The 25,026-nt window shown below is 40.0% G+C and carries 19 protein-coding genes and 2 tRNA genes; 7 read left to right on the forward strand and 14 right to left on the reverse strand.

Annotated elements, in window-relative coordinates; all coding sequences use genetic code 11:
• Positions 1-71: 71 nt before the first annotated feature.
• Positions 72-971 (reverse strand): EamA family transporter RarD, encoded by a 900-nt coding sequence (gene rarD / locus LI954_RS04035; protein WP_229441786.1) that lies wholly within the window; start codon positions 969-971, stop codon positions 72-74.
• Between the two features lie 160 nt (positions 972-1,131).
• Positions 1,132-2,097, reverse strand: a complete 966-nt coding sequence (locus LI954_RS04040; protein ID WP_202067536.1) for a ribose-phosphate diphosphokinase — start codon at positions 2,095-2,097, stop codon at positions 1,132-1,134.
• Positions 2,098-3,034: 937 nt separating this feature from the next.
• Here LI954_RS04040 and LI954_RS04045 point away from each other — a divergent pair.
• Positions 3,035-3,105, forward strand: a tRNA-Thr gene (locus tag LI954_RS04045).
• Positions 3,106-3,687: 582 nt separating this feature from the next.
• Here LI954_RS04045 and LI954_RS04050 read toward each other — a convergent pair.
• From LI954_RS04050 to chvE, 4 genes are all read right to left on the reverse strand, one after another.
• Positions 3,688-4,029, reverse strand: a complete 342-nt coding sequence (locus LI954_RS04050) for a PTS sugar transporter subunit IIB (RefSeq protein WP_202067537.1) — start codon at positions 4,027-4,029, stop codon at positions 3,688-3,690.
• Between the two features lie 15 nt (positions 4,030-4,044).
• On the reverse strand, positions 4,045-5,250 hold the full coding sequence (gene mmsB, locus LI954_RS04055) for a multiple monosaccharide ABC transporter permease (protein ID WP_202067538.1): 1,206 nt from the start codon (positions 5,248-5,250) through the stop codon (positions 4,045-4,047).
• Position 5,251: 1 nt separating this feature from the next.
• Positions 5,252-6,784, reverse strand: coding sequence for a multiple monosaccharide ABC transporter ATP-binding protein (gene mmsA / locus LI954_RS04060; RefSeq protein WP_202067581.1), 1,533 nt, complete (start codon positions 6,782-6,784; stop codon positions 5,252-5,254).
• A gap of 247 nt (positions 6,785-7,031) precedes the next feature.
• On the reverse strand, positions 7,032-8,129 hold the full coding sequence (gene chvE / locus LI954_RS04065) for a multiple monosaccharide ABC transporter substrate-binding protein (protein WP_202067539.1): 1,098 nt from the start codon (positions 8,127-8,129) through the stop codon (positions 7,032-7,034).
• 281 nt (positions 8,130-8,410) lie between these two features.
• Between chvE and LI954_RS04070 the strand changes: the two genes are divergently transcribed.
• From LI954_RS04070 to LI954_RS04080, 3 genes are read left to right on the forward strand one after another with little or no spacing between them, the layout of a single operon-like run.
• A complete protein-coding gene (locus LI954_RS04070) occupies positions 8,411-9,385 on the forward strand; it encodes an ABC transporter substrate-binding protein (protein ID WP_229443713.1) in 975 nt (324 codons plus the stop codon).
• A gap of 11 nt (positions 9,386-9,396) precedes the next feature.
• Entirely contained in the window at positions 9,397-10,836 is a 1,440-nt protein-coding gene (locus LI954_RS04075) for a sensor histidine kinase (protein ID WP_229441789.1), read from the forward strand.
• Complete coding sequence (locus tag LI954_RS04080) at positions 10,829-12,385, forward strand: response regulator (RefSeq protein ID WP_229443715.1); 1,557 nt, start codon at positions 10,829-10,831, stop codon at positions 12,383-12,385. Before LI954_RS04075 ends, LI954_RS04080 begins: the two co-directional genes overlap by 8 nt.
• Before the next feature lie 596 nt (positions 12,386-12,981).
• Here LI954_RS04080 and araA read toward each other — a convergent pair.
• The 5 genes from araA to rpoN all read right to left on the reverse strand — a co-directional run bounded on the left by araA (position 12,982) and on the right by rpoN (position 19,743).
• Positions 12,982-14,406, reverse strand: a complete 1,425-nt coding sequence (gene araA / locus LI954_RS04085; protein ID WP_229443717.1) for an L-arabinose isomerase — start codon at positions 14,404-14,406, stop codon at positions 12,982-12,984.
• A gap of 151 nt (positions 14,407-14,557) precedes the next feature.
• The gene (locus LI954_RS04090; protein WP_202067544.1) at positions 14,558-15,253 is read right to left on the reverse strand and encodes an L-ribulose-5-phosphate 4-epimerase; all 696 of its coding nucleotides are present in this window, start codon (positions 15,251-15,253) and stop codon (positions 14,558-14,560) included.
• Positions 15,254-15,298: 45 nt separating this feature from the next.
• Positions 15,299-16,900, reverse strand: coding sequence for a xylulokinase (locus LI954_RS04095; protein ID WP_229443719.1), 1,602 nt, complete (start codon positions 16,898-16,900; stop codon positions 15,299-15,301).
• A 231-nt stretch (positions 16,901-17,131) separates the two neighbouring features.
• Positions 17,132-18,217, reverse strand: coding sequence for a GntR family transcriptional regulator (locus LI954_RS04100; protein WP_202067582.1), 1,086 nt, complete (start codon positions 18,215-18,217; stop codon positions 17,132-17,134).
• A 194-nt stretch (positions 18,218-18,411) separates the two neighbouring features.
• Positions 18,412-19,743, reverse strand: coding sequence for an RNA polymerase factor sigma-54 (gene rpoN / locus LI954_RS04105; RefSeq protein ID WP_229441794.1), 1,332 nt, complete (start codon positions 19,741-19,743; stop codon positions 18,412-18,414).
• A gap of 59 nt (positions 19,744-19,802) precedes the next feature.
• Here rpoN and LI954_RS04110 point away from each other — a divergent pair.
• Positions 19,803-19,874, forward strand: a tRNA-Arg gene (locus LI954_RS04110).
• A gap of 253 nt (positions 19,875-20,127) precedes the next feature.
• Here the strand turns inward: LI954_RS04110 and LI954_RS04115 are convergent.
• The 3 genes from LI954_RS04115 to fabI all read right to left on the reverse strand — a co-directional run bounded on the left by LI954_RS04115 (position 20,128) and on the right by fabI (position 22,313).
• The gene (locus tag LI954_RS04115; protein WP_202067547.1) at positions 20,128-20,904 is read right to left on the reverse strand and encodes a nitroreductase family protein; all 777 of its coding nucleotides are present in this window, start codon (positions 20,902-20,904) and stop codon (positions 20,128-20,130) included.
• 306 nt (positions 20,905-21,210) lie between these two features.
• Positions 21,211-21,390: a hypothetical protein gene (locus LI954_RS04120; RefSeq protein WP_202067548.1), complete on the reverse strand. Its 180-nt coding sequence runs from the start codon at positions 21,388-21,390 to the stop codon at positions 21,211-21,213.
• Between the two features lie 170 nt (positions 21,391-21,560).
• Positions 21,561-22,313 (reverse strand): enoyl-ACP reductase FabI, encoded by a 753-nt coding sequence (gene fabI, locus LI954_RS04125; protein ID WP_202067549.1) that lies wholly within the window; start codon positions 22,311-22,313, stop codon positions 21,561-21,563.
• Positions 22,314-22,616: 303 nt separating this feature from the next.
• Between fabI and fabF the strand changes: the two genes are divergently transcribed.
• On the forward strand, positions 22,617-23,855 hold the full coding sequence (gene fabF, locus LI954_RS04130) for a beta-ketoacyl-ACP synthase II (protein ID WP_229443721.1): 1,239 nt from the start codon (positions 22,617-22,619) through the stop codon (positions 23,853-23,855).
• A 1-nt stretch (position 23,856) separates the two neighbouring features.
• Complete coding sequence (gene fabZ / locus LI954_RS04135; protein ID WP_202067551.1) at positions 23,857-24,291, forward strand: 3-hydroxyacyl-ACP dehydratase FabZ; 435 nt, start codon at positions 23,857-23,859, stop codon at positions 24,289-24,291.
• Positions 24,292-25,026 lie beyond the last annotated feature (735 nt).

Here is a 25,026-nt window from a genome sequence, read left to right on the forward strand (position 1 = left end):
GATTACGTCCTTTCTCAACGATTTCATTTTGAATTATTCTAGCATAGAGAAGTGTGTTACTCCAACTATCCTTACTTTTCCATTAATGAATGCTCTTTTTTGTATAGCAGCATCGTACTGTAGGCAAAAACCATAATGCCCAGCCAGATAAAGCTGAACGCTGCAAGCTGAGCCATTGTGTAAGGCTCACGAAACAGGAAAACCGCAAATAGCAGCATAATTGTCGGGTTGATATACTGAATAAAGCCAATAATAATATAAGATATTCTCTTTGCCGCTTCCGCAAACAACAGTAGAGGAATAGCCGTGACAATACCAGCTCCCATCAGCAGAATAGTTGTACTTACTCCATAATTCATGAATCCCTGTTCAGAAAAGAACAGCAGATAAATCAGCGCAATCGGCAGAATTACCAAGGTTTCCAAGGCCAATCCACTATAAGAACTGACATTGATCTGCTTCTTTATCAGTCCGTAAAAACTAAAAGAAAAAGCCATAATCAGTGAAGCATAGGGAATTACTCCTGTTTGAACCGTTAAGAGAATGACACCGGTTAATGCAAGCAGACAGGCAGTAATTCCGGCACGGTTAAGTTTTTCTTTTAAAATCACCGTTCCCAACAGAACATTCACTAATGGATTCATATAATAACCCAGGCTGGCTTCAGTCACTCTTCCCTGACCGACTGAATAAATAAAGGTAAACCAGTTAATAGAAATCAGGATCGCTGCAGTAATGATACCCAGTGTTTTCTTTCGATCGTTTAAAATAACTTTCGTTTCATTTAAAAATATCTTGCCGCGTCTGGTTACCAGAATATATAGGCCCATAAATAGAAATGACCAAAAGATCCGATAGCAGAGAATCGCCAGTGATTCCACTTCTGAAAGAAGCTTCCAGTAAAGAGGAATAATCCCCCACAAAACATAAGCACTGATACCTAAAGTAATCCCCTTTTTCTGTTCGTTCATACAATCTCCCTTCATTTTAAAACAGCAATTAACATATCAGGCAGTCACCTGTATTCTATAGCTGTTCAAAACTCCTATACCTCATTGAAGATAAAAAGAGTAAGGCAGCCGCTGACAAATCGACTTGCCTCACTCTCTTCCTCAGGTCTTGTCTGTTTCTTTATTTATTCAAACGGAACAGCGGACTCATTGGTGTATTCTCATGGATACGTTTCAAGGCTTCGCCCATAAGCTCCGCACAGGAAACAACCATCAGCTCTTCCGGTTTTCGTTCTTCAGTAATGGCGACAGAATCAGTCACACAAAGCTGCTGAATGGGTGAATCATCAATCAGCTTCTTGGCTCCTTCAGATAATAACCCATGAGAACCGCAGGCATAAATTTCTGCTGCACCATTTTCAGCCAGTATTTCTGCTGCTGTCGTCAATGTTTCTCCAGTGTTTATAATGTCATCTACCAGAATACAGGTTTTTCCTTCTACTTCTCCAATTACGTAACCTGAGCGTTTTCCACCATCTGTTTCCACCTGATCAACAATAGCCAGAGAAGCATCCAGATACTCTGACAGACTACGGGCACGCTGTACACCGCTGTTTTTAGGTGAAACAACCACAACATCCTCTCCGGTCAATTTTTGATCTAGATAGTGCTGTGCAAACAACGGCATAGTAAATAGATTATCAACTGGAATATCAAAAAATCCCTGAACCTGTACAGTATGCAGATCCAGTGTTAAAAGACGACTCGCTCCGGCTTCCACCAACATATTTGCAACCAATTTAGCCGTAATCGGTTCTCTTGGTTTCGCTGTCCGGTCCTGACGTGCATATCCATAATACGGCAGGATGACATTGATCGTTTTGGCACTGGCTCTTTTCAATGCATCGATCATTATTAACAGCTCCATTAAGTGATCGTTTACAGGTGCATTGGTTGACTGAATCAGGTAGACATGATCTCCCCGAATACTTTCTTCAATGTTGATCTGTATTTCTCCGTCACTAAATTGTCGGACAGTGCTTTTTCCTAATTCCGTTCCAACAACCTCAGCTATCTTTTCTGCTAAAGGCTGATTGGCATTTAAACTAAAAATCCGCAACGTTTCATCCTTATATTTCCGGCCCATAACTTCCTCCATTTTTCTATTTTCTACGGTCTCCATTTTACCACTGATTGACAGAAAAATCATGGAACATCATAAAAATATAAAACAAGAAATTTCTACGGCAAGATTACCTGTCTCTTGTCGAACAATACTCATCAAGTTTTATCTTCCCGCTTACCTTTCTAATGCATGCATTTCATTGTATGTCTTTCCTTTCTTGAAGGTAATGATATTAGTATATTCAGCGATCTCGGAAAAGAGTATACGGAAGTTAGCGATACTGTCCTACAAATGAATGTTCCAAACAAAGCGACCGTGATTATGAGATCATTCTTTTTTGATATGTCAGAGGAATCTCAAATGGGAGAAAGTGATCTTTATAAAGTGGTTATTCCAATGAACCGCTCTCTCAAAATAATATGATTGTGATGGAAGTATTCTTTACTTAAAAAGATATTACCAAACTTGAAAAGATTTGTATTCTATCAAAAGAACACATAAAAAATAATCAGTGAAATTATTCAGCCAAGGTATAATTGCTGCCAGATTTCAATGACTATCTACTAAAACACTAGCCCAAACAATCAACGCTTATGATAAAAAAATCCATAAATAGATTATTCAGAAAAGAACATTTTAAACTAAAAAGTGAAGAGACTCAGCCCAATTCTTTTATACAAATGAACTTTCAACAGGTTTGAATTCACCTATTCCCACTAAAAACCCTATTATATCAGCAGCTACAGAAGCTATTTTCTAAACAAATGAAATACGCTTCGAAATACTTCTAGTTCAACGTTTTTCTGTATTAGCTTCAAAAATTTTAGGTAAATTCAAATCAACAGATTATTGACAAAGCCTTTTAAATTAGGTATTCTATATCTTGTGCTGAGTGAGCAGTTGTCCTGATTCAAATGCACAAAAAGACAGAAGATTATCTGATTAAATCTGTTGTTTTGCCTCGATAGTTAAATGGTATAACGCGAGCATGGTAAGCTCGTATTCCGAGTTCAATTCTCGGCCGAGGCTTCATTTTTTTATCACTTGAATTGCTCTGCACTTTGCAAAATTAAGTTGCAAATGAAAATCTTCAATCATTCCACAAACCAAAAGTTCCAATACGATAGTTTCATTTCTGATAATGCCAGCTGCCTCTTGACATATCTCGAAGGACAGTCGCTGAGCATCACGTCTGCCTTATTCGCTGTATAGGCTCCTCATCTCTGTTAAACACCGTCCATTCATCTGATAAAAGCTCTTTTAATTCTTCCTAATTCTATGCTAACATCAATTTATTACAAAAATATACTGCATATCCTTTTTTTTCTCACTTTCGCTGATTTATTTGATTACAGCAAAGCATTTTCTGAAAAGCATCAACTTTCTCTGCAATGTGCAAGTAAGGATCATATTTACCCGGATTTCTTTAGTATTTCCAAGCATTCTCCTTTTCTCTACATAAAAAAACAGGTGCAGAAATACTATCAAACTAGTATTTTTACACCTATTTTGCAAGAAACTCATTTTCAGTCCATTCGGCTGCCATCTCTTTATAATTTATTCTATTTTTAGGGGACTAGAAAATCAAAAGATAATCCGAATGCTGAATAGTTATTTTCCTTTATTCAAAAGAGCCAGGCTTTCTTTCAAAACTGCTTCTCCATCAAGCGTCTCGTAATCCTCAGCTGAGATCAGCTTGTAAGGAACAGCTTTATAATTAAGAAAATCTTTTAAACGATTAACCTCATATTTAGACTGTGGACCAATCAGCAGAGCATCAACCTCCTGTGTTTGAATAATTTGTTCCGCAATAATCGCAGGAGCTGAATACACGTGAACATTGATCTTCTGTTCATCGGCAGCCTGCTGGACATTTTTCACCAGCAGTCCTGTTGTAATTCCTGCAGTACAGATCAGCAGAATGGTCTTTTGTGAATCATTGGCAGTAGTCATAGCTCCTCCCTCCTCTTAAGAAATCTTTTTTTTCTTATTGTAAATATCCAAAACAACTGCCAACAGAAGAATCAAGCCCTTAATTGCCTGCTGCCAGTCAACACCAATTCCCAGAATGGACATCCCGTTGTTCAGAACCCCCATTACAAGACCACCGACAATGGCACCCATAATCGTACCAATACCGCCCGAAGTAGATGCACCACCGAAGTAAACGGCAGCCATCGCATCCAATTCCATAGAAGTTCCTGCCTGAGGTGTCGCTGCATTCAAGCGAGCAGCCAAGATTAATCCGGCTAAAGCGGCCATAACACCCATATTAACAAAAACCAAAAACGTAATTTTTTTCGTTTTAATCCCTGATAGCTCAGCAGCTTTTTTATTTCCGCCGGTTGCATAAATTTGACGACCGGCCACAGTTTTATTTGTCAAAAATCCATATACCGCTACAATCACACCAAGGATAATCAAAATGATGGGATATCCTTGATAGGCAGCAAAGATATAGGTTATACCCACAACAATCAGCCCTGTGAAAACAGCTTTTACAAGAAAAGCATTCATCGAATCCACTTCAAACAGATTTTTCTTGCGTCGTTCACGTGAACGCCATTGTCCCAAAATTAAAGCAGCTGCAATAATAATTCCAAGAAGCATTGAAAGGAAATGGATATGTTCTCCTCCTGCAATATCCGGCAGATAGCCTGTTGAAATTTTCTGGAATGCAACTGGAAATGGTGCCAAAGATTGCCCCCCCAGAACGACCTGTGTCAGTCCGCGGAACATCAGTAAGCCGGCAAGCGTGACAATAAAAGCAGGTATGCCCACATAAGCAACCCAGAAGCCCTGCCAGGCACCAATCATTGCACCAATCACTATACAAATAGGGACAGCGAGTACTGGACTCATTCCATTGTTCACCATCAGCATTCCTGCAATTGCACCGACAAACGCCATCACAGAGCCAACAGACAGATCAACATGCCCTAATAGAACAACCAGCAGCATGCCTGCGGCAAGTACTAAAATATGACTGTTTTGCAAAACCAGATTCGTGATATTCAGCGGACGCCAGAAAATGCCGTCTGTCATAATCTGAAAAGCAATCAGCAAAGCTGCAAGTATAATCACCATACTGTAGCGGCTGAAAATATCCATTGCTCTATCTTTAATATTTAAACTGTTTTTCTCTTTATCTACTTTATTTGTCGTATTTTCCATGCTAACTCACACCCTTTTCTTCCATCGTCATCAGATTCATCAGGACTTCCTGATTTGCCTCTTTCTTCAGTACTTCACCTGTAATTCGACCTTCATTCATCGTATAAATGCGATCACACATTCCAAGAATCTCAGGGAGTTCAGAAGATATAATACAAATACTTTTTCCGGTCGCAGCCATCTCCTCAATAATTGTATAAATTTCGTATTTGGCTCCCACATCAATTCCGCGAGTTGGTTCATCTAAAAAGAGAATATCCGGCTCTGTCATCAGCCATTTCGATAAAACGACTTTCTGCTGATTTCCACCACTCAAACTGCCGACATTTTGGAAAACAGAATTTGTTTTAATCCTCATTTTCTTCCTATAGCTCTCTGCAGCAACAACTTCTTTTTCTTTATCAATAACACCGTTTCGGCTGATTTTCCCAAGACTGGCTGCTGTTGTATTTTCTCTGATATCCATCAACAGATTCAAGCCGAGTGCTTTCCTGTCCTCCGATACATAGGCCAGTCCATTTTGAATGGCTGCCGGTACGTCCTTAACAGATATCTCTTTGCCGTCTTTATAAACACTTCCGCTGATATTACTTCCATAAGAATGTCCAAACAAACTCATGGCAAATTCTGTGCGTCCTGCACCCATCAAACCGGCAATTCCAACAATCTCGCCCTTACGAATTTCAATGTTCACTTGGTTATTGATCGTTCGAGTCCCGTCAATCGGATGATGAACCGTCCAGTCTTTGACTTCAAAGTATGTATCGCCAATCTGCGGATGACGTTCCGGGTAACGGTTTGTCAGATCACGACCAACCATTCCACGAATAATTCGTTCTTCATTAATGTCATCATTTTCCAGTGTCTCAATTGTCTGACCATCACGTAAAATAGTAATACGATCCGCTACATCCACAATCTCATTCAGCTTATGAGAAATGATAATTGACGTAATCCCCTGTACTTTGAATTCCTTAATCAATTCCAGCAGATTAGCACTTTCTTCTTCATTCAATGCAGCAGTCGGCTCATCCAGAATCAACAGTCGTACTGATTTGGAAAAGGCTTTTGCTATTTCAACCAGCTGCTGCTGTCCGACACCGATTTGGGAAATCAGAGTGTTGGGATTAATGCGCAAGCCAACTGTTTTCAACAAATTATCTGTCTTTTTCTCTGTAAGGTCCCAGTCAATAACGCCATGCTTTGCTTGCTCATTTCCTAAAAATATATTCTCTTTAATGGATAAGTAAGGACTTAATGCCAGTTCCTGATGAATAATAACAATCCCCTTATTCTCACTATCACGCAGATCCTTGAATTTACAGGCTTCTCCGTCATAAATAATATCACCTTCATAGCTTCCGTAGGCATATAAACCGCTGAGTACATTCATCAACGTTGATTTTCCTGCACCATTTTCACCACAAAGTGCATGAATTTCTCCCCGTTTTATTCGCAGATTAACATTATTCAACGCACGCACACTGGAAAATTCTTTAATAATGCCTTTCATTTCCAAAATATAATCCGCCATATTTCCCATCCTTTCTTTGCTTCCAGCTCCCTTAAAACAAGCGATCATTTAAAATAAACTCCAATTCCTTTCTGGATAATGAGAAGGGACCGAATAAATTCCGATCCCCGCCTCTTTTTATAGACAGATACTTCGTACTTCCAGTTGTTGTATGCTCTCAACCATACTGAATAATCTCAAATTTATCTTTTTTACAGAAAGTCTGGATTTTTGCAGTGCGGAGCCTGGAAACTTAATAGAACATATTTTATTTCAAATCTGCTTCTGTATAATAATCTGTATCAATCAATTCCACCTTGTAATTGTCTTTATCAACAGAAATTGGGTTAGCCAGATATGTTGGAACAACTTTCACACCGTTGTCATAAGTCTCTGTATCGTTTACAGGAACCTCTTCATCGTTGTTGATCGCTTCGATCATTTCAATAGTATTTTTAGCCAGAATACGAGTATCTTTAAAGATTGTCTGTGTTTGTTCACCGGCAATAATTGATTTCACACCGGCAACTGTTGCATCCTGCCCTGTAATAACCGGCAGCGGTTTATCCGAAGGCCCATAGCCTACACCCTTTAAAGATGAAATAATTCCCAAGCTGATTGGATCATAAGGTGAAAGAACAGCATCCAATGTTTTGTCTGTATAATTTGCACTTAACAGGTTATCCATACGGGCCTGAGCCGTTGAACCATCCCAGCGCAGTGTAGCAATCTGATTGAAGCTTGTTTGTTTTGAGGGTGCAACTAGTTGTCCGCTGTCAAAATACGGCTGGAAGATTGACATTACACCATTATAGTTAATCAATGCATTATTATCATCTGGGGACCCGCCGAACAATTCAATATTAAATGGCCCTTCACCATCATTCAGTCCAAGTTTTTCTTCTATATAAGAAGCTTGTAAAACTCCAACACCAAAGTTGTCAAATGTTGCATAGTAGTCGACATATTCAGAATTCATCAGCAAACGGTCATAAGCAATTACTTTAATGCCTTCATTATGCGCTTTTTCCAATACGTCCGTTAATGCTGAACCGTCAATTGATGCAATGACCAGCGTATCCACGCCTTTTGTAATCATGTTCTCAATTTGTGCAACCTGGTTTTCTACCTTATCTTCTCCATATTGCAGATCAGTTTTGTAATCCAGTTTTTCAAGCTCTTCTACCATATTATTTCCATCGGCAATCCAACGTTCTGCTGATTTAGTCGGCATGGCAATTCCAACATATCCTTTCTCGCCGCTGCTGCCATCTGAAGCCGAGCTGCCGCCGCATGCCGACAGTAATGTTGCTCCTGTCAGCAGTAACGCAGCCAAAGTTACCGTTTTCTTAAAACCAAATTTCATCTTGATCCCTCCAATTTTATAATTGCTTTACATCCAGAAGTATACCGTTTTCAGTGACCGCTTACATTAAATATCTTTCATGTTTTCTGGAAATTCTTTTTGCGTTTTTTTGCACAAACAAATGCATCTGGGAATTTTTTAGTTTTTCTTGGATTTTTTTCGTATGTTGTTTCCAGCAACTAAATCCAGCTGATTTTTGGTAAAATATAGAAAAGAGGCAATGAATAGAAATATTCGACGTCAAAATTTTCAAACACATCCCAAGGAAGAGTGAATAAATCATGAAAAAATTTTTCCCCGCCATTTTTCTTTTATTATTTTTTTTAAGCGCTTGCAATTCTGCTGTTATTTCAGATGAGGAGCAGCAAAGCCTGGTCATTGGTTTTTCACAATCAGGAACTGAGAGCAAATGGCGCAAACGTCATACAGACTCTATCCGCACTGAGCTGGAAAAAAATAATCAGGTCCTTTACCGTAACGGATATATGAATCAGGAACGCCAGATTCAGGATATCCGTACTTTTATTGCCTACAAAGTGGACATGATTGTCTTTACTCCTCTGCAGGAGGATGGATGGGAACCGGTTCTGAAAGAAGCCAAGCAGGCAGCAATTCCGGTTATCGTTGTGGATCGGCATATTAATGTGTCTGATCAAAGTCTCTATGTTACACATATCGGGCCCAGCTTTAAAGCCGAAGGGAATCGAGGTGGGCTCTATGTCAGCAACCATTTTTCAACTGTTGAACAGCCGGAAATAAATATTTTGGAGCTCGCCGGACTGCCTGATACCTCTCCTACCACACTTCGGACAGACGGCTTTCAAGAAACCATTTCACGGGATAACCGTATGGAAGTAGTCGATACACTGTACGGAGACTATATTCGGATGAAAGGAAAAGAACAAATGGAAAAATATATTGAGGCTCATGACATTTCAACCATTGATGTTCTTTACAGCCATAATGATGAAATGACACACGGAGCTTTGGAAGCCTTGAAAAAGACAGATATCATTCCTGGAGAAGACATTGTTATCGTGACCATTGATGCCCAGGAGGACATGATAGAAAAGCTTCGGACTGGGGAAGTAAACTGTGTGGTGGAATGTAATCCCAACGCAGGCTGGTTTGTAGCAAATGCCATTGAACGCTATTTTGCCAGTGACAATAAAGAGGATTTTGTACGTGAAATCTATATGTTTGAAACAGTCTTTTCCGAAACCAATCTGGATAAAATCCCTACCAGAAATTACTAAAGGAGCCGCTTATGAAAAAGACACTCAGCATTAAACAAATCTTTTCCCATGCAAATAAATTAATGCTTGCTCTGGCGATTGTTCCTTTATTTATCAGTATTTTGCTTTATTCCAGACAAATTTTTCTTTATAAAAACACTGTGACCAATATTCAGAAAGCCAATGAGATAGCAGCAAAGGTAGATGAAGAGGTATTGGAGGATATGTGGGATGTAGTGACCGGGCAGACTGCATTGAACTCTTATATTGGCAACAGCATTGTTGATGAACTGCGGGCGGATATTCATCATATTCAGGAAAACACCAGCACAAACGGGGAACGGAGCATATTGGAGGTGGCGCTGAGAATTATTGATTCTCTGGAAAATTATCAGACAAAGATCTTCGAAAATCTAACTCAGGAAAACTCCTATGAAAAAAATAAAGAAATAATGATTCAGGTCGAATCAGTCACTCAGCTTCTTTCAGACATTCTGCAGGAATTTGTACGAATTGAAATCAATTTAGCCAGTCAGAAAAATAATGAGCTGGCACACTCTCTGGTTATATTGTCTCTCGCAGAGCTGGGGATAGTTATAGTCATTCTTTATTTTGTTCAGAGAAACCGCAAATTTCTGGATGAAAAAATTCAACAGCCGCTGGACAACGTAATTGTTATGTCTCATGAATTGTCAAAAGGTCATTTGGGCTATCGGCTGGAGCTCCCGGATACACCGGAGCTCTCCTCCTTAACAGAAAGTCTTAATAAAATGGCAGACGACCTGACGCAGCTGCTGGAAGAAAATGTGTTAAAGCAATACCATCTGGCGCAAAGTGAAGTACGCGTGCTGCAGGCGCAAATTACTCCTCATTTTGTTTACAACAGTTTAGATGCAATTGTCTCTCTGATTGAACAAAAACACTATGATGAAGCAAAAGAAATGACCTTTGCTCTTTCAGATTTCTTCCGAATTTCTCTAAGTAAAGGAAAAGACTGGATTACTGTAGATACTGAAATCCGACATATCAAGGATTACCTGATTATATTAAAAATTCGGTATGGAGAAATGCTGAGCTTTGAGATCAATGTTCCGGAACAGTTAAAAGATTATGAAATTCTAAAAATGATTTTACAGCCTCTGATCGAAAATGCTGTTTATCACGGAACCAAATTTATTCGACGTACCGGATACATTCAGGTAACCGTCACAGAAACAGAAAACGATCTGATTTTTACTGTTTCAGATAATGGTATCGGCATGCTTCCTGAACGACTTCAGAAGGTTCAGGAAGAACTTGAAAAAGGGATTGATTCTGATTTCAGTACAGGTTACGGTTTGTATAATGTGAACAAACGCCTGCTGCTCTACTATGGCAGAGAGGCCGGCATCCAAGTTGAAAGTCAGTATCGGCATGGAACAGTCATTACAGTGACCGTCCCTAAGCGACAGGAGGAACCGCCCAATGTATAAAGTTTTTATTGTTGAAGATGAGCATTTAATCAGAGAAAGTTTACGAAAACAGATTCTGACACTCAGTGAAACATATCCCATTACTTACGTTGGAGAAGCCGGTGATGGGGAAATGGCTTTAGCCTCAATCCTGGACTTTCAGCCTGACATCATTCTAACGGATATCAAAATGCCTTTCATGGACGGGCTGACATTTGCCAGAGAAGCGAGAAAAGTACTTCCCTGGACCCGTATCATTTTTATCAGCGGCTTTGACGACTTTGATTATATGAAGGGAGCCATACAGGTTCAGGCAGATGAATACTTACTAAAACCAATTAAAACAGATGAGCTGGAAACAACCATCGCACGGGTTGTTCAACGTCTGTCGCAGCAGAAACAGTCCACTGCTCCACAGTCAAATTCAGAGCTGCTGATCACTGAAGTAAAGAAAAATCATTTCCTGAATGGACTTTTCAAAGGCGATTTGGATATACCAACAGCCATTAAAGAGTCTCAGAACTTTCAGCGGACAATTATCGGCAAAAAGCTTACCGTTATACTTGCAACCAATCAATTTAACAGTAATTTTGAGGACTATGCCCATTTCAGCGAATATCTAAATTATCTTTTTTCCGAAGATGACAGTATCTTGTTTTCCAGTGTCTCCTCTCATTTTATTAAATTTCTGATTTTTGATACACAGAAGGAAGATGTACTCGAAAAAAGTTATCAGCTGGCACAGACGCTGATTCACGAGCTGGAACAAAATTCTCAGGATGATATTGCCGTAGCGATTGGTCCGGTGGTAGAACGAATCAGTGAAATCTCCGGTTCATATCAAAAAGCAAGAGAGATGCTGGCTACCTACGGCTACCTTCGAACAGAAAAAATTATCAGCTATGAAGATGACATGAAGGAAGGAGAGCTCTCACCAACTCATCCGTTTAAAATGGATTTGGCAGATGAAATTTCCGGCCTTACTCAGGAAAACAGTGAAGTACTTGTTCAAAAGCTTTGTCAGCACCAAGACACATTTGAACGTACTCGAATGGTTCGATTCTTCATTTTAACTGAACTGACTGGTCTGGTTAAAAAGAAACAGCAGAATGCACCGGAAAAATTTTCATCTGCAGATGCACTAACTAATTTGATTGAAATATCTTCAAGCAGCGAGCGTTATGAAAAAATGATTCGGGAAATGATTAACTATCTGATTGAGGTTAGGATTCATCCCTCTATGTCAAAATACCAAAGCGTCATTAATCATGCTCTAACCTTCATTAATGAAAAGTATACCGATCCTGATATTTCCTTAAATATGGTTGCTGATGAACTTTCCTTAAGTCCCGCTCATTTCAGTACCATTTTTTCACAATCACTAGGCAAAACATTCATAGAATATCTTACTGACCAGAGAATTAATCTTGCAAAATCTTTATTAAAAGAAACGAACCAAAAGCTGTCCGAAATTGCATTTGAAATCGGCTACAATGACCCTAACTATTTCAGCTTTATATTTAAAAAGAAAAAAGGGATTTCTCCTAAAGAGTATCGACAAAAAAATTGAATTTATCCATTAAAATTACCTTGTAACATTAAAAACAGGCGAAGCTCCGATCATTGCTGCTGACCTTCTGGAGCTTCTCCTGCTTTATTTTTTGTTTAAAAATCATTTGTTTGTCAAGCATTTCTCTCAGATACAGAGCGACATTTCCCCACTCCAGATAATCAGTTACACCGGACGGCACTTATATTTCCAGTGTAATCTCCCCATGATGAACAAGCTTTCATCCATACATAACAAATTCCTCTGAACCAAAGTTTGCTGTGAAAATAATGACAGACAGATCATCTGTGGGCATTCCCACTTTAACCTTTTCATCAGTAAGAAGGATAATCCAAGCCGTCGATACCACTCGGCTGATCAGCGGACTGAGCAAACAGTTCCACTAACTTTTTCCTCCCATTGAAATCAAGCATCGCTAGCTATTTGCAGCTTATCACTTAGAAATAATGGACAGCGGACCTGCAGAATGAACGCAATCGACCCCTAGGAATTAAAAGTCGCTTGCTCTCTACTTTTAAAAGGAGTGAGACACCTCTTTCCCTCCGGATAGTTGTCTCACCCCTTCCGATTTATTTAAAAACAACAATCGGTTCGTTTTATTTAATTAAAATATAGTCCAGTCCCACCAGCTTCGCCCAGGTAATAATCTGGTCTGAGGTTACGTTCAGTGAAACTACAGTATGATGTCCGCCGCCTGCTTCAATCCATGCTCCAACCCCTTCCTGGAAGTTTGGTTTTATTTCCCACAGCACACGGGCAACCGGTAGCATAGGTGCTTCCTCTGTTGGTTCGAACAACTCTACTTCATTAATCAGCAGCTTGTAATGCGTCCCGAAGTCTGCCATTGAAACTACGACACCCGCTCCTGCTTTGCCGTCAAATACCAGACGTGCCGGATCTTCACGATCACCCATTGAAAGAGGTGAAACAACAATTTTGGGTTTATTATTTGCCAGCGTCGGATCAACTTCCATCATATGAGACTGCAGAATGGATTCACGACCGGCTGCCAGTTCATAAGTATAGTCTTCCATAAATCCGGTATTTTCATTACGAGCCATTACTTTCATTAAACGATCAATTGCTGCAGTTTTCCAGTCCCCTTCGCCGGCAAATCCATATCCTTCAGCCATCAAGCGCTGAACAGCCAGTCCTGGCAGCTGCTGCATGCCATACAGATCTTCAAAGTTTGAACTAAACGCATTATAATTGCCTGCTTCAAGGAAATGACGAATGCCGATTTCCTGACGAGCCTGCACTTTTACATGCGCTTCCCATATTTCATGATCATAGTCTCCATAGTCAAAATCATAAAGGTTTTTATATTCTGCAAACAACGCATCAACTTCTTCATCTTTTACCGCATCAATATATCGAACCAAATCGCCAATCCCAAAATAATCGACAACCCAGCCAAATTGAATTTGCGCCTCTACTTTATCCCCTTCTGTTACAGCCACATTCCGCATGTTATCTCCGAAGCGGGCAACCTTGATATTGAAGCTTTCATTAAAGGCAACAGCCACGTCCATCCATTCAGCAATCTGCTTTTGAACTTCCTGACGTTTCCAGTAGCCAACGACAATTTTATTTTGTTTTTTCAGACGAGCATTAATAAAGCCGTATTCACGATCTCCGTGAGCAGCCTGATTCAAGTTCATAAAGTCCATATCAATTGTTTGCCATGGAATACTTTCATTGTATTGGGTTGCTAAATGAAGCAGCGGTTTTTGCAGCAATTTCGTTCCACGAATCCACATTTTTGCAGGTGAGAAGGTATGCATCCAGGTAATTACACCGGCTACTTCATCCCGATAGTTAACTTCCTTCATAATACGAGTTATTGCATCTGCTGAAACAGCCAGCTCCTGCAGAACAACAGGATAAGAGAGCTTGCCATTGTCATTTAATTCTTTTACCATTTCTTCTGCATGACTGCGTACCTCCTGCAATGCTTCTTCTCCATACAAATGCTGTGAGCCTACAACAAACCAAAATTCTTTCTTTTCTACTGTTAACATATTATTCGCTCCTTCACTAGTTTAATTGGGCGGTTACATATGTGTATCTACAAGTCTTACTGACATTCAATTTTCAATACAAAGCTTCCAAGTCTTAGATGCTTTGCTCGTTTCACACATTCATACCCATTCCTGTTATTTTTAAATCAGGTTATTTCTGTCCATAATAAGCATCTTTTCCATGCTTTCTTAAATAGTGCTTATCTAAAATCCGCTGCGGCAGTTCTTCCGCAAAGCTGTTCAGCTGGCGGGCAAAAAGATTCATCTTACATACTTCTTCCAGAACCACAGCATTCATTACAGCGCCGGCTGCACTTTTCCCCCAAGTGAACGGTCCATGCCCGTGAAGTAAGACTCCGGGTACTTCCATCGGGGCAATCCCTCTTTCTTTAAAAGTCTGAACAATAGCGTGCCCGGTTTCTTCCTCGTAGCCTCTGTCAATCTCTTCCTGAGTCAAAAAGCGTGCACAGGGAACTGTTCCGTAAAATGTATCTGCATGAGTTGTTCCCATCGGAGGAACATCCAGTCCTGCCTGAGCCCAGATCGTTGCCCATGCTGAATGAGTATGAACTATTCCGCCTATATCTTCATATTGACGATACAGCACTGCATGGGTCGGTGTATCAGAAGAAGGATTCAGTTTACCTTCAATCACATTTCCTTCCAGATCGCAGACAATCATATCATCCGGTGTCAGTGTTTCATAATCCACTCCCGAAGGCTTAATCACAAACAGCTCCTTGTCCTTGTCAATCCCACTGACATTTCCCCAGGTATATTTAATCAAGCCCTGTTTCGGAAGCTCCAGATTGGCATAATAGACTTCTTCTTTTAATACTTCAAGCACATATATTTCCCCCTTCTCTGTTTCCAATGCATTGATTTATGTCGCTTAGTTCAAAAATTCAACAGCCGCTTTTTCAATAGGCAACCCTGTTGCATATCGCTTCGCAAACTGCTCAAAGCCTTTAACATCTTCCAGATCAGGCACAACTTCAATTCCTTCATTGCTGCCAAACACCTGAATATTTAAATAATCGGTTAAATTTTGTCCCTGCTTTGCATACTTCAAATAATCTGCAAGAAGTGCAATTCCCCAGGCTCCGCCTTCTCCGGCAGTTTCCATCAGTGAAACAGGCGTATCCATCGCTGCCGCCAATATTCGCTGCGCCACTCCTTCAGTCTTAAAAATGCCGCCATGTCCCATGACCCTGTCAATATTGACCTGTTCTTCTTCCACCAGTATCTTCATACCGATTTGCAACGCTCCAAATGCTGAATAAAGATGAACCCGCATAAAATTCGCCAAGTTAAACAGACTGTCCGGTGTCCGCACAAACAACGGTCTTCCTTCCGATATGTGCGTTATATTTTCTCCGGAGAAGTAGCCGTAAGAAAGTAATCCGCCGCAGTCTTTATCACCTACCAGTGCTTGTTTGAACAATACTTCATACAAGTGTTCTGTACTTATATCAAATCCACTGACATCTGCAAATTCTTTGAACAGCTTCACCCATGCATTAATCTCAGAGGAACAATTATTGGCGTGCACCATTGCTGCAAGATCACCTGCCGGCGTTGTAACCAAATCCAGCTCCGGATGTACGTTCTTCAACTCCTTTTCCAAAACAATCATGGCAAAAACAGAGGTTCCAGCTGAGATATTCCCTGTCCGCAGAGCTACACTGTTTGTTGCTGTCATACCAGTTCCTGCATCTCCTTCCGGCGGGCAAAGAGGAATCCCTGCTTTTAAATCACCTGTCGGATCAAGCAGCTTCGCTCCTGCTTCAGTCAGCTGCCCGGCACTTTCACCTGCCACCAAAACCGTTGGCAGAATATCTTTCAGCTTCCATAAAAATTGCTTTCCCTTCACCTGTTGATCAAATTTTTCAAGCATATCAGAATCATACTCTTTTTTCTGAGGATCTATCGGGAACATCCCTGATGCATCTCCTACTCCCAGAACCTTTTCACCTGTCAGCTGCCAATGTACATAGCCGGCCAGCGTTGTAAAAAATACTGTGTCTTTTACATGTGTCTCATTATTTAGAATCGCCTGATAAAGATGAGCGATACTCCATCGCTGAGGAATATTATAGTCAAATAAAGCAGTCAGCTCTTTTTCTGCCTCTGCTGTGATTGAATTTCTCCAGGTTCGAAACGGCACCAGCAGCTGGTCCTCTTTATCAAAAGCCATATAGCCATGCATCATTGCACTAAATCCAATCGCTCCAACCTGAGTCAGCTCTGCATCAAACAATGTCCATACCTCATGTTTCAAGTGCTGATAACTTTCCTGCAGCCCCGACCAAATCTCTTCCAAGCTGTATGTCCAAATACCATCAATCAATTGATTTTCCCACTCGTGACTTCCTGACGCGACGGGTTTTTGCTGTTTGTCAATCAATACTGCCTTGATTCTTGTTGAACCCAATTCAATCCCCAGTGAAGTATTTCCCTGAATGATTGACTCTCTTACTGCCTGCTTATCCATACCAGCCCTCCTGTATACGTTTTCATTCATTCGAAAAAAATTTCCATAAAAAATTCTTCTTCTACTTTTTCAAAGGAAGTATATCACATTTGTACGTACATGTAAACGAGTTAATCGAATTTGTACGCACAAAAAAAAGAAACGAACTTTATCTGTTCGTTTCCATTCCTACTATTATTTTTCTGCTATCTGTTATTCTGACGAGGCTGTTCTGACGGAAAAAATATCTTCTCAATAAGACTGCTTTTTCAGTACTGATTGACGTTCAATCACTTCCGGCTCATACACAATACTGTCACTGAGCGTCTTTGTTTCAATCGCTTTAATCATCCACTTAGCTGCATCTATTCCCAGCTTTTCTTTCGGATGACTGATGGTGGTTAAAGCGACCTCACCGGCTGTACTTAATGTCGAGTTATCCTGCCCGATAATGGAAATATCCTGAGGAATCATTTTTCCTGCAGCAATTAACCGCTGAACAAGCAGATTAGCAATCTCATCGTTATAGCAGACGACCCCTTTAACAGCAGACTGCTTCTCTAACAAACGACTGGCAACGGTCTCTGTAATACTTGCTTTTTCCTCTGTGGCATACGTAAAAATATTTTGTGAATCAAATGTCAGCCCATATGTTTCAAAAGCATCAATGAATCCTCTCATCCGAAGTTTCCCCTGTAAATCATCCATCTTCACAATCAAGGCCAGCTCGTTTATACCGTTTTCCAGCATGTAAGAGGTAGCCAGGAAACCAGCCTTTACATCATCCAGGCAAATGGAGGGGAGATCAATTGCTTCATAATATGCATTAATCATTACAACTGGAATCCCAGCCTCCTTAAATGATAAATAATAAGAAAGATTTGGATTATACTGATTGCTTTTGGTTGGCTCGACAATTAGCCCGTCAACTTGTTGCAGGAGCATGTTTTCCAGGCATTTCTTCTCCTGCTCCGGATTGTTATTTGTACTGGCAAGCAGCAGAGAATAACCTTTCTTTTGCAGCTCTTCTTCAATCCCCCGAATAATTGAGGGAAAAATATAATCTGATAAATAAGTAGTAATAACACCAATTGTTTTTGTTCTTTTTTCAGAACTGTTTTGATTTTTAAAACGGTCATCTACATAAGTGCCGGAGCCTTTTTCTTTTCTTAAAAACCCTTCATTAACCAAAACGGCAATCGCCTGCCGGATGGTGTGGCGACTTACTTGATAACTGTCCATCAGCTTAAGTTCCGGGGGTATCACTGAACCGACAGGATATTCCTCGCTTACTATTTTCGAGCGGAGCTCCTCCGCAATGACATTATACTTAGACACCATGATAGTCCTCCAACGTAAATTTGTACGTACAATTTTATCATATGATGATTTGGCAAAAATAGCAAGTCAGGAATGATTGAGAAGTAGAACGAAAATCAAAAATACAGCGTTTTCCCAACCTAAGCTGTTACTTATATAGAAAGAGCCCCAAAACCTGAAGTCGGATTCAGCATTTCGGAACTCCCCTCTTTTTAATAATCATACCTCTTGCGTTTAGATGAAGCTGGAATGTTTAAGGCCTCACGATATTTGGCCACCGTTCTTCTGGCAATCTCAATCTTCTTCTCCTTCAGCAGTTCGACTAGTTTTTGATCAGAAATTGGTTTAGCTTTATCTTCCTCATCAATCAACTGCTGAATAAATTTTTTCACGTCAATTGCTGACATCTCTTCTTTACCGTCAGCTCCGCGAGACAAGCCCTGAGAGAAAAAGGAACGAAGCTCGAATGAGCCGAAGTTTGTTTCAAGATATTTCCCATTCACAGTTCGACTGACAGTAGACTCATGAATATCCAAATCCTGTGCAATTTCCTTTAAGGTCATTGGTTTAATCGGTCGTCCAGGTTTCAAAAAGAAATCCTTCTGTCTGGCAACAATTTCTTTTCCAACACGCAGAATGGTATCGCCTCTTTGAGCAACTGTTTTCTGCAGCCATTCAAAATCTTTCTTTTTCTCTGAAATATATTCCTGAACTTCCTTGTCTTTTGTTTCTTCCATTTTCTTAAAATAGGCTTCCTGAAAACGAATTTGAGGTGCCCCTTCTTTGTTTGAGATCACGATTAACTGATCTCCTTCAATTTTTACTTTTAAATCAGGACGAATATAAATACCTAAAGTCGAACCAAAAATACTTCCCGGTGAAGGAGTCAGTGTTTGTATATAATCAAAAATTTCCTGAACCTCTGTTAGTTCGATTTCAAACTTTTTACTGATATCTGCCCATTTCCGATTGGCAAGAGCTGTAAACTCTTCTTCCAGTACAATATAAGCAAGAACAGGTGCCTGATCATCCCGCTCAGTTTGCAGCATAAGACATTCCCTCAAATCTCTGGCCCCAATGCCGGCAGGGTCCAGCTGTTGAAGCAGGGTCAATGCATCCAGCATTTCTATTTCCTCAGCACCTGCATTTTCTGCAGCTTCTTCAAGAGAAATGGTCAGGTAGCCATTTAAATCAATAAACTCTGTTAAAAACATCACTAATGTCCGCAAATATGTATCACGATAATTGAGATGAATCTGATCAATTAAATATTCAAATAAGGAAATCGAGCTGTCAGGAATCTGATTCATCAGATTGGACTCTTTTTCATTATTGTATTGTGTACTTCGACTGCCTGAGTATGTATAGTCGCTATGATTGGGCTGCAGCTCAATCAGGGGATTTTCCAACGCTTTATTTTCAATAAATGTCTGCAGCTCTTCTGTGTTGTACTGCAGTACTTGGATAGATTGCTGAAGCTGCTGTGTCATGGCTAATTTTTGAACTTGTTTTTGCTGTTGAGACAAGTGCTGCTCAAATTTCATAAATTTCAATCTCCCACTTGTTTTTTTTGAAAATATCCGCTAAACTAGTATTCGTGCCTGCGCCCTTAGTGTAGTGGATATCACGTAAGATTCCGGTTCTTGAGACGGGGGTTCGATTCCCTCAGGGCGCGTAATTTATAAAAGTATTTGTTATACTCTTGTTTACAACGTTCTTTAAATATTGACTTCATAAAGGATTATAACATATTTTCAATTACATTTTAATTCATAGTTTTTAGGTGAATGTATGTAAAAAATCAAAACCGACAGTGAAGTTTCTGAAAAGAATTCACTGCCGGTTTTCTTTGTTCTTTCTATCTGCACCTATGGTAAATCCCTGCTGAAGCTGCTTAAGTACTTTATACTCTTTTTGTTCAGATTTCTTCAGACACTTTTCCATTCATCCAGCATCAGCTTCACAGAGCGAGTCATTTCATCAGAAAATTCAGTACCTGTCTTTCTGAAATAGTTGAACTGACCAAAGTTTTCTGCATTAAATTTATTCTTGGAATTAAACTCTTTTTCCTTATCTGCCATCATTTCCTGAAGCTCTGCATCAGAAAGATGATGATAGGTTTCCTCAGATACGATAAACTTGCTGTCAAAGCGTGTATTAACTGAACGTTTGTAATTATCAGGATAATATCCCAGACACAGCATTCCCACTGGCAGAACCCACTTGGGAAGCTTCAACAGCTCTTTGTGTATTTCATAATTCTCAACGATGTCACCAATATAGCAGCTGCCGATCCCGCAAGCCTCAGCAGCTACGGTCGCAAAGCTTGAGGCAATTAATGTGTCCATTGCTGCCAGCAAAAATTCCCCCTCTTCCGGAAGATGAAAAGCCGTTTCTCTTTCCAGACAAACTTCAGGAACTCCCGACAGCTGATAGTAGTCATACCATCGTTGAAAATCTGCACAAAAAATCAATAAACTAGGTGCACGAGCTATGAACGGCTGATTGTCACAGCTTTTAGCCAGTTTTTTCTTGGTTTCATCCTTTTCAACTTTAATAACAGAATACAGCATCATGTTTCCGGCAGTTGGTGCTCTCATTGCACTTTTCAAAATAAAATCCATGTCTTCCAGTGTAATCGGACGATCCGCATACCTTCTTAGAGAAACTCTCTTCTGAAGCAACTCGTTTAACTGCTCTTTCATTTTTCTTCCTCCTATATCCTATACGTATTTCAAAATATATTCTAAAAAATGCTCTAAAAACTTAACAGCAGTGCAGTTTATGCCCGTTTTTTCCGCTCTCCCCTTGTATCAAAGCAGACCTGTTATCTAAGTGGATGAAGCGAACACCTTACAGTGAGCACCATTGAGCTAAGATTTCTGTTCTAATGCACTTTCTTACTGTTCTTTTTATCGTCAAAACGCTTGATGTTAGAGGCTCGCTGTCAAGTGTATCAGTTATTTATCATAGAGTTTCCATAGATTATTTTGAGCTATCATCCGTACATTTCATTGCTTTGTAAAAAGTATATCATATTTTTTGAAGGCTGATGTTGATTTCGATAAATAATCCTGTTTATTATTAAGATCAGCTAATGAAAACAGGCGGACTTTCAAAAGAAACAGAAGCTGCAAGGGTAGCTTATTTCCCCTGCGGTATCTTTTATAAATTACTTCTATCTCTGACATTCTTCTGCCCTCTTCATTTTCTTTTTGTCATTTTTCCATCTCAAAGTTATTGAATCCAGCAGAAGCCCCTCTCACTACCATAATTCCAGCACATCAAAGAATCACAGCAAGCAGACTTCCCTAACCCGCTCACTGTGATTATATAGATAATTATCTATGAGAATAAAAGTTTATGTTAAATGGACTCCTTTATCCACATAAATAATATCTCCGATTATTCCGGCTGATAATTCACTGACTAAAAATGCACAAGCATTTCCTACTTCCTCAATTGTCACACCAGTCTTATCCGGTGTACGATCATCTGACATTTTAATAAGCTGGTCATAATTTTTAACACCTGTCACGGCCAATGTCTTAATAGCTCCAGCTGAAATACCATTTACCCGTATTTTTTCAGAGGCAAGTTCTGCAGCCAGGTATCTGACAGCTGCCTCCAGTGAAGCCTTGGCAATTCCCATCATGTTATAATTTGGAATTGCCCGTTCTGAGCCTAAATAAGTCATGGTCACAATTCCGGAACCAGGATTCAATAACGGCTTTGCATGATGTGTCACTGCTAATAATGAATAACTGCTGATATCCTGTGCCAACGCGTAGCCTGATCTGCTAATATCACTGACGTTACCATCCAGCTCCTCCTTATTCGCAAAAGCAACCGCATGAACCAAACCATCAATTTTTCCGATTTTTTCTTCAATTTCTTTAAAAGCAGCAGCGATCGATTCATCCGATGCCACATCACATTCAACGAGCAGCTCACCCTCGTCTGTTAATTTAAGAATCTGCTTTTTCATTCGCTCATTTTGATACGTATAAATAATTTCTGCTCCCTGATTCTTTAATGCACTTGCACAGCCCCAGGCAATGCTTTTTTTATTGGCTACACCCATTACTACAATTTTTTTATTTGCTAAAAACATAAATCCCATCCATTTCTATAATTATTTTACTTCGTGAATACACCATCATTCTTCTCCATTCAAGGGAAATATGAATAACTATGAGTTGACGAATAAAAAGACAACTGGTATCATCTGTTTGAGAATGATACAATCATTCCCTAATTGAGAATACAAAAAGAAACGACAGACATTCCCGGATGTCTGCATTATTAACTAAAATACTTTGAAAGTCAAACTATTTTATCTGTTTTTTTAAAAAAAGTTTAATTTAATAAGTGTTTTATTCGTTTGAAGGTCAAAATAACTAGTAGGAGGAACCAAATGAAACGTGTAGTAATTACCGGCCTGGGGGCAGTAACCCCACTGGGCAATACCGTTAAAGAATACTGGCAGAAACTTGTAAATGGTGAATTAGGCATCAGAAAAATTACCAAATTTGCATCCGATGATATTAATGTAACATTGGCAGGTGAAGTAAAAGATTTTGATCCCAGTCAAGTATTAGATCGAAAAGAACAGAAACGAATGGATCTTTTTTCACAGTACGGCTTAGCAGCTGCTCTGGAGGCCTGGGAAATGAGCGGACTGTCTGATGCTGAAATCAATCATAAACGTTTCGGAGTGATTGTAGGAAGCGGAATAGGCGGTATGACTACCCTGCAGGATCAAGTGCGTGTGATGGATAAAAAGGGTGCCAATCGTGTGACTCCTTTCTTTGTCCCCATGGTCATTGCAAATATGGCTTCGGGCAACATCTCTATCCGACTTGGCGCAAAAGGAACTTCTCAGACAATTGTGACAGCCTGCGCTTCAGCCACCAATGCAATTGGTGAAGCATTTCGGGCTATAAAATCTGGAGCAGCAGATATCATGATATCCGGAGGTACAGAAGCTACCATCTGCGAAATCGGTATTGCCGGGTTTGCAGCTTTGAATGCACTAAATACAACAGATGACCCAAAACGAGCTTCCATTCCTTTTGATAAAGAACGTAAAGGATTTGTGATGGGCGAAGGTGCTGGAATGCTCGTTCTGGAAGAACTGGAGCATGCGCAAAAACGCGGTGCAGTTATTTTAGGGGAGATTGTCGGCTACGGAAGCAACTGTGATGCAAGTCATATGACCGCACCACTGAAAGACGGCAGCGGTGCAGCTGACGCAATAGCAATGGCATTGGAGGAAGCCAAAATCCAGCCTGAAGACATAGGCTATATCAATGCCCACGGGACTTCTACACCTGCAAATGATGCTTCAGAAACAACAGCAATCAAGCATGTCTTTGGAGCATACGCGAAAAAGATTCCCATCTCAAGCACCAAAAGTATGACTGGTCATCTCTTGGGGGCTGCCGGAGGAATAGAAGCTGTTGCCAGCGTTAAAACACTGCAGGAAGATCTTGCTCACCCAACAGTCGGCTATAAAGTTTCCGATCCTGAATGTGATTTGGATTATCTGACAGAAGGCGCCCGCTCAATACATGCAGAATATGCCATCAGCAATTCATTTGGCTTTGGCGGACACAATGCTGTTATTTGTTTAAAGAAATGGAGAGATCAATAATATGGAAAAAGTAATGACTGTAACAGAAATAATGGATTTAATCCCAAACAGATACCCCATTTGTTTTATTGATTATGTTGATGAAATAATTGAAGATAAAAAAATAATTGCAACAAAAAATGTGACTATCAATGAAGAATTTTTCCAGGGACATTTCCCGGGAAACCCAACAATGCCGGGTGTTCTGATTATTGAAGCTTTAGCTCAGGTTGGATCTATTCTGATTTTAAAAATGGATCAGTTTAAAGGAGAAACAGCCTATATCGGCGGTATTAATAAAGCAAAATTCCGTCAAAAAGTAGTTCCTGGAGATGTTCTAAAGCTTCATTTTGAAATAGTAAAGCTGCGGGATTTCGTAGGAATTGGACAGGCAACTGCGTATGTGGATGATAAAAAAGTCTGTGAATGCGAGCTGACATTTATTGTAGGAAGATAAATAGATTCTTTTTTAAAACTGACTCAAGCTTAGAAATAACTAATTGCATTAAAATGAATAAATCCTAACATGTTGAATATTAATCAGAGAACTGCTAAAAAATCAGGGGCCTGTGACATTAGTATGTCTGAGTAATAAACGGTGCTCCAGCCTTTGTATGATCCGAGCATTCATAGGAGCACGTTCTTATATGCCACTCAGACATACTTCGAGGATCGAAACGAAGTGTCGTGTCGTATAGTGAGAACCGTAGATGCAGAAAAACGGATACAGCGTAATGTTTTGTCTCGAGAATTGTTAGACTCGCAGAGACAGCAGTTCTTCTACGTAATGTTTTGTCTCGAGAATCGTTAGACTCGTAGAGACAGTAGTTCTTCTACGCTTCACTACGCATACAGCTCTACTACATCAAGTGAGCTGGTTTCATTCAAGGAATACTTATCAAAACTATGCATACCATTCTGCTAAAGTGCGAATATAAGCAGAAGCGGCAAAGTAGAACCAGCACTTGTCGGTCCTAATCTGTGCCGAGTAATCGCAGGCAACCTCTCGGAAATAAGGCGGAATTTACAACTCAAGGACAACTTGGAGAAGAACCTTAAAAAGTGATCGACCTACCAGCCGCATCTGTCCTCTTTAGCATGACAGAAAATGGCTGATAGGTCGACCTCTTTTGTTTTCATTCTGTTTGGTGAGGGCAGCTCTGCCCTCATGAGTATTTGGCACATCCTCTGA

Source organism: Enterococcus sp. CWB-B31, assembly GCF_020567645.1.
Taxonomy (GTDB): Bacteria; Bacillota; Bacilli; order Lactobacillales; family Enterococcaceae; genus Enterococcus_L.